The following is a 6,011-nucleotide window of genomic DNA, read 5'->3' as shown; positions in this document are numbered from 1 at the left end:
AGAGCGTTCCGCACACCCGCCTCTCGGGCGATGTGTGCGGAACGCTCTTGTCGACGGGCCCGGACCCGGGGTCAGAACCAGTGTTTACGACCACCGACCGCCCGGCCGGCTGCGCCGAGGATGAAGAGGATCACGCCGATCGCCACGAGCACGAGGCCGATCGTCCAGAGGATGGGGATGTCCAAGAGGAATCCGAGGATAAAGAGAATTGCGCCAAGAATGATCATTGGTTCGTCCTTTCACTTTTGTCGGATCAGGATGAACCGAGCGTATATGGGTCGAGCCCGAACCACGACCGATCAGAGATTCGCAGGCAGGCGAGCACGCTCGTCCGGGCATACGTGGCGGCCTCGGCGTCGGCGAGACCCGCCCGATCCGCACTGCGCAGCTGAATGAGGCGCTATTCTCAGAAAACCTTCACCACAGCGGGCGGTAAGCGCACCCAGCATTCGCGGGATCGCCGCGATCCGAAGCATCCGGCACCACCCCGGTCGACCCCCGGGACCGCCCTCCCCGATCGCCCGCGCGGTCCCCGGGTTGGCTCGGCCGGGTCATCCAGGGGTCCACCATGTCGCAGTCGCCCACCTCGTCGTCGTCCCATTCCACGTCTCCCGCTCCCCCCGGCGCGTCGATCCCCCGCCGCACCTTCCTCGGCGGCAGCGGCCTCCTCCTCGCCGCGGGTGCCGCGGGGGCCGCGTTCGGCTCCTCGGCGATCCCGGGCACCACGCCCGCCGCCGGCGCCGCGGTCGGGGAGGGCCGGATCCGCCGGCGACCCAACATCGTCATCATCATGACCGATCAGGAACGGCGGCCGATGTTCTGGCCGGAGGGGTGGGCCGCGCAGAACCTGCCGCAGCGCCAGCGGTTGATCGACACCGGCCTGTCGTTCAATGTCAACGCCTGCAACTCCACGATGTGCTCGCCCAGTCGCAGCACCATGTTCACCGGTGTCTACCCCGCCCAGCACGGCGTCTACCGCACCCTCACCTCGGGCGGGAGCCTGTCGGATGCGGAGCCGCAACTGTCGCCGACCACGCCCAACATGGCCGGGTTGCTCGCCTCGGCCGGGTACGACGTGCACTACCGGGGCAAGTGGCACATGAGCAAGGGAGCGGACGGCCTGGACCCGACTCCCGCCGACGTCGAGTCCTTCGGCTTCCACGGTTGGAGCCCGCCGGAGGCGGGTCAGGACATCAAGCCGGAGAACTTCGGTGGCGGAACCGCGAACAACGACCAGCGCTACGCCGACGAGGCCGTGGGGTTCCTGAACTCGGTGCCGAACGACCCGGATCGGCCGTTCGCACTGGTCGCCAGTTTCGCGAACCCGCACGATATCCTCGCCTATCCGCAGACCTGGGACCTGACGATGCCGGACGGTGGTACCAACTACCTCGATGCGGCACCGGGCTGCTTCCAGATGGGCATCGACCTGCCGCCGACGTTCACCGAGGTGCTGGCGCTCAACCACAAGCCCCGCGCCCAGACCCAGATCAACCTCGCCTCCCAGGTCGGGCTCGGCGCCCTGGTGGGCGAGGAGAAGGCCCGCAACTACGCCAATCTCTACGCGTACATGCAGCAGGTCGTGGACCAGCACATCGGTGCCGTCATCGACGCGGTGGAGAGCAACGACCTGCGGCGGGACACGATCATCATCCAGGTCTCCGACCACGGCGAGATGGCCATGTCCCACGGCGGGATGCGCCAGAAGGTGTTCAACGCCTACGAGGAGACGATGCTGGTGCCGCTCGTGATCAGCAACCCCGGGCTGTTCCCGACCGGGGTGACGACCGATGCCCTGTCGAGTCTCGTGGACCTCATGCCCACCCTCGCGACGATCGCCGAGGTGGCGCCCGAGGTGCGAGCCGGTTTCGGCTTCCGCGGGACCGACCTGTCGCCGATCATCTCCGACGCCGTCGAGAACCCGGGGGCGCCGACCCGAGAGGTGCAGGACGTCATCCACTACGTCTTCGACGACGACAACATCGGTCAACCCGACGGGCAGACCTCGGTCACCCAGCCGAACCACCTGCGCACGGTCCGGGACCGCACCCGCAAGTTCACGATGTACTTCGATCCGCAGTGGGTCGAGCTCCCGGTGTTCGAGATGTACGACCTCGCGGCGGACCCCCTGGAACTGCGGAACCTCGCGAACCCGTTCGCCCCGCTGCAGTTCCGTGCCGACATGTTCGCCGAGATGCTGCCGGTCCTGCTGGCGCAGATGGCGGAGAAGGGGACCACTCCCGCCGGGATGCCGGCGGACCTGCCGCTACCGACCGGGCCGATGGGATCGCTCGGCTCGGTGGGGTCCTGAGTGGCGGAGCCACCGTGCGATCTCCGCTGGTCAGCGGCCGTCTGTGCTGTCCAGCGCCTGCTGCCAGAAGTCGGCCTCCAGCCTGGTGGCCGTGCGGAACACCTCGGTGAGCTCGTCGAGACGGCGGTCGGTCAGCCCTCCCCCGGACAGCACGTCGAGCTGTTCGATCGCGGCGCGGGACGCGGCGGTGAACTCCGCGCCCGAGTACTCGGCGATCCACTCGCCGTACGGGTGCCCGGCCCGGCCGCGCTCTCCCGTGCCGGGCTCTTCCGTGCTGCCGCGCTCGGTGAGCCGGGGCTGCAGGTGTGCGCCGATCTCGGCGTAACCGATCGTGCACGGCGCCAGTGCCACGTGCAGGTCGAGCAGGTCGCCGACCATGCCGCAGTCGAGTACGTAGCGGGTGTACGCCACGGTGGCCTGCTTCTCGGCGGCGGCCTCGAGGGTGGCGCGCGGGATTCCCCAGCGTTCGGTCAGCCGCAGATGCAGCTCGGTCTCGGCCAGAATCGCCCCCGTGGCCTGGTGCGCGGCGGTGATGTCGGCCAGCGTGCGGCTCTTGAACGCGGCCAACGCGTTGGCGCGCGCGAACTGCACCAGGAAGTGGAAGTCCTGGATCAGATAGTCGCGGAACACCTCGAGGGGCAACGTCCCGCTCCCGAGCTCCTCGACGAACTCGTGCCGGGTGTAGGCCTCCCACTCGGGGCGGCAGCGATCCTTGAGGGTCTCGAACAGGGTCAACTCAGGTCTCCTGGGGTCGTGGTCGGAAGGCGGCCGATGTCCCCGGAACGGTGCCCGATCCGCATGGCCCGGTCTCCACGACCCTAGTCAACGCTGGTCTCCGCTGAACGCCGCGCTCGACTGGGCGGGACGCCCTCCCACCTGGTGAACGTCCGGGTGAAGGTGGCGGTCTCGGAGTACCCGAGCTCGCGCGCCACCTCCGCCACGGGTACACGCAGCGCCAGTAGATCCAGGGCCCGATGATGCCTCACCTCGTCGAGCACCCGCCGGAACGAGGTCCCCTCCGCGGCCAGGCGGCGACGCAGGGTGCGGACATCGACGTGCAGCTCACCGGCCACCTCCGCCATCGACGGCCAACTCCCGCGCTCGTGCTGCAGCCGACTGCGGACCTGCCCCGCCACGCCCACCCGCGCCACCCGGTCGTCGAGCAGGTCGCGGCACTGCCTCTCGAACAGCTTCGCCGTGTTCTCGTCGCCCTGCGGCAGCCGCGCGTCCAGCCGCTCACGGGTGATCACCAGACGGTTCCGCTCGGCGTGTGGCCGGACCTCGTCGGCGGTCAGTCCCCACGCCTCACCGAGGATCACGGCGCTCTCCGGGCCGAGGGTCGTCTCGAGGCCGGCGGTGCCGACGTCGATCTGGGCTCCACGCAGGGCCGCCGCCAACCCCGCCAGGTCGCGTTCCACCACGAAGGCGCGTACATCCGCGGGGATCTCGTCGTCCGCGGCGATCAGGAAGGCCTCCTCCGGGTCGGTCCCGTCAGCGGCATCCTCGTCGAGCGAGAACCGCAGGTGCGTGGGCGAGAGCGCGAGGTACGGGATGGCCCGATCGAGCGCGGCCCGCACGGTGGGTCCCGCGAGCATCATGAAGCCGATGACGCCGGTCCGCCCGAGGGTCGAATGCGCGCCGATTCCGGCCCCCAGACCCGGTCGGTCCCCGAGCCGGCCCAGGAGATTGCGGATCACCACGAACTCCTGATGCGCCCAGATCTGCGCGGTCTCGTCGTCGAGATCCAGGGGGTCGAGCCCGGTCCCGGCCAGGCACTCCCCCGTCGTCATCCCGCGTGCGACGCCGCCGTCCACCATGATGCGGATCCCCTCGGTGCCGCGAGGCACCGCCCACACGGGGGACGCGGAGTCCGACGGCGAGGTCATCGCCCGACCGTAGCAACGCACACCGCCGGGTGACCGAAAATGCCAAATGTGCGACCGCCGACGCCCTATCCCCGGCCCTCGTCGGTGGCTACCGTCACATCCATGACTCTCGCCAGCGACAACCGCACGGGTACCGAATCGGCAGGACCGACCGGGCTGGCCGAGGCGATCGGGGAGCTCTACGCGCGGGCCAAGGCCGAGGTGGGCAAGGAGGACCTGGACCACATCCGCCACGTCACCGCCTACGGGCAGGCGATCGACGCCCGCCGCCGCGAGCTGTTGCGCGAGGGGGGTCCGCGTGCGATCCGCCGGGCCACCGCGCTGGAGATGATGTACCGGCTCATGCAGTTCTCCGAGCTGGGCCACAACATCGTCCACGGCAGCTACGACCACCTGCCGGACAACGGCGAGTACCACTCGGACCGCTACGACTGGGACTTCAACGTGGACACCGGCCACTGGAAGACGATGCACCACGCGGGCCACCACCCCAACACCAACATCGTCGGCAAGGACCACGACCTCGGCTACAGCGTCTTCCGCGGCAGCGCGGGCCAGGACTGGTACGGCCACCACCTCGGGCAGGTGGCGTTCATCTCCGCGCTCGCCGCCATGGCCCCGGTCGCGGCACCGTTCTTCCTGGCCAACATCGCGCGCAAGGTCGACCGCCACCCGTTCTTCAGCGCCTACACCCTGCGATCGCCGGCCAGGATCGCCCGCCGGGACGCGCGCCGCCGATTCGTGGACGAGCCCTTCCGCTCCGGATGGAAGCCGCTCCCGACCCTGGTGGCCAACTATTTCGGCGGAGTCGCCGGCTACATGTCCGTGCTGTTCCTGGTGCTCATCGAACACCACGCGGGCGAGCTGGAACTGTTCACCGATCCCGGCCCCGACGAGACCCCCGACCAGTACTACGAGCGGCAGATCCGGGCGACCCGCAACTTCCTGCCGAGCCCGCAGATGGACGAGGCACTGACCCGCATCCTGGAGGAGGAGGTGCCGTTCGAGAACCGTCCCGACCTGCGGATCTTCTATGGCGGCCTGGACACGCACGTCGAGCACCACCTGTTCCCCGACCTGCCGCCGTCCATGCAGCGCAGGATCGCGCCGGAGGTGCGCGCCATCGCCGCCCGGTACGGGCTGCCGTATCACGAGACCCCACTGCTGGAGACGGTGCCGCTCATCGCCAAGACGCTCACGGGCCTGTCCGTGCCGTTCGGCGAGCGGGAGTTCGGGCGGCCGGCCGAGTTGCTGCGTGACCCCCTCGCGCTCGGGCGCCGCGTGATCTCGGGCTTCACCTACCGACCCCTGCCCGAGTCCCCGTACCTGGACAAGCCGCGCTTCCACAATGTCCCGGCGAGGGTCCTGTCCGCGACGCCGGTCGCCGGGGGTGACGCGCTCTCCGTGCGCCTGGCCAGGCCGCGTGGGTGGGAGGACGTGGAGTGGGACGCCGGGGCGTACGTGTCGGTGCGGGTGGAAGTCGATGACGACGACGACGGCGACGACGACCACGGCACCGGCACCGGCACCGGCCGCGTCGAGTTGGTCCGTCAGTACAGCCTCGTCCGCGACAGCACCGACTCGCGGCTCGACGGATCGGACGCCCTGGAGATCTGCGTCAAGCGGGTCGCAGGGGGTCGGGTCTCCGCCCGCGTTAACGGCACGCTGAAGGCGGGGCGCTACCTCACGCTGGTCGGCGTGCCGCAGTCGTCGGGAGACTTCGCGATGGACTCCCCGGCCACCCCGTCACTGCTCATCGCCGGCGGGGTGGGCATCACGCCGATCATCAGCCTGCTGCGCCGCATCGCCCGCGA

At 69.7% G+C, this 6,011-nt stretch carries 5 protein-coding genes; 2 read left to right on the top strand and 3 right to left on the bottom strand.

Features of this window, described 5'->3' with window-relative positions; translation table 11 throughout:
* Positions 1 to 71: 71 nt before the first annotated feature.
* Positions 72 to 227 (bottom strand): DUF6131 family protein, encoded by a 156-nt coding sequence (locus tag G6031_RS10495; protein WP_182653225.1) that lies wholly within the window; start codon positions 225 to 227, stop codon positions 72 to 74.
* A gap of 341 nt (positions 228 to 568) precedes the next feature.
* Here G6031_RS10495 and G6031_RS10490 point away from each other — a divergent pair, with 341 nt between their 5' ends.
* Positions 569 to 2,311 (top strand): sulfatase-like hydrolase/transferase, encoded by a 1,743-nt coding sequence (locus tag G6031_RS10490; RefSeq protein WP_182653224.1) that lies wholly within the window; start codon positions 569 to 571, stop codon positions 2,309 to 2,311.
* Positions 2,312 to 2,341: 30 nt separating this feature from the next.
* On the opposite strand, the gene G6031_RS10485 is transcribed toward G6031_RS10490, so the two are convergent.
* Both G6031_RS10485 and G6031_RS10480 read right to left on the bottom strand, forming a co-directional pair.
* Positions 2,342 to 3,046, bottom strand: a complete 705-nt coding sequence (locus tag G6031_RS10485; protein ID WP_182653223.1) for a TenA family protein — start codon at positions 3,044 to 3,046, stop codon at positions 2,342 to 2,344.
* Positions 3,047 to 3,129: 83 nt separating this feature from the next.
* Entirely contained in the window at positions 3,130 to 4,197 is a 1,068-nt protein-coding gene (locus tag G6031_RS10480) for an AraC family transcriptional regulator (RefSeq protein ID WP_182653222.1), read from the bottom strand.
* 102 nt (positions 4,198 to 4,299) lie between these two features.
* On the opposite strand from G6031_RS10480, the gene G6031_RS10475 reads away from it, so the two are divergent.
* Positions 4,300 to 6,011: fatty acid desaturase (locus G6031_RS10475; RefSeq protein ID WP_182653221.1), on the top strand; the 1,712-nt coding region annotated here is incomplete at its 3' end.

The organism is Dietzia sp. CQ4 (assembly GCF_014145125.1).
Classification (GTDB): Bacteria; Actinomycetota; Actinomycetes; order Mycobacteriales; family Mycobacteriaceae; genus Dietzia; species Dietzia natronolimnaea.
Note: the sequence above shows the minus strand (reverse complement) of the source record. Positions and strands in the feature narration are given on the sequence as shown.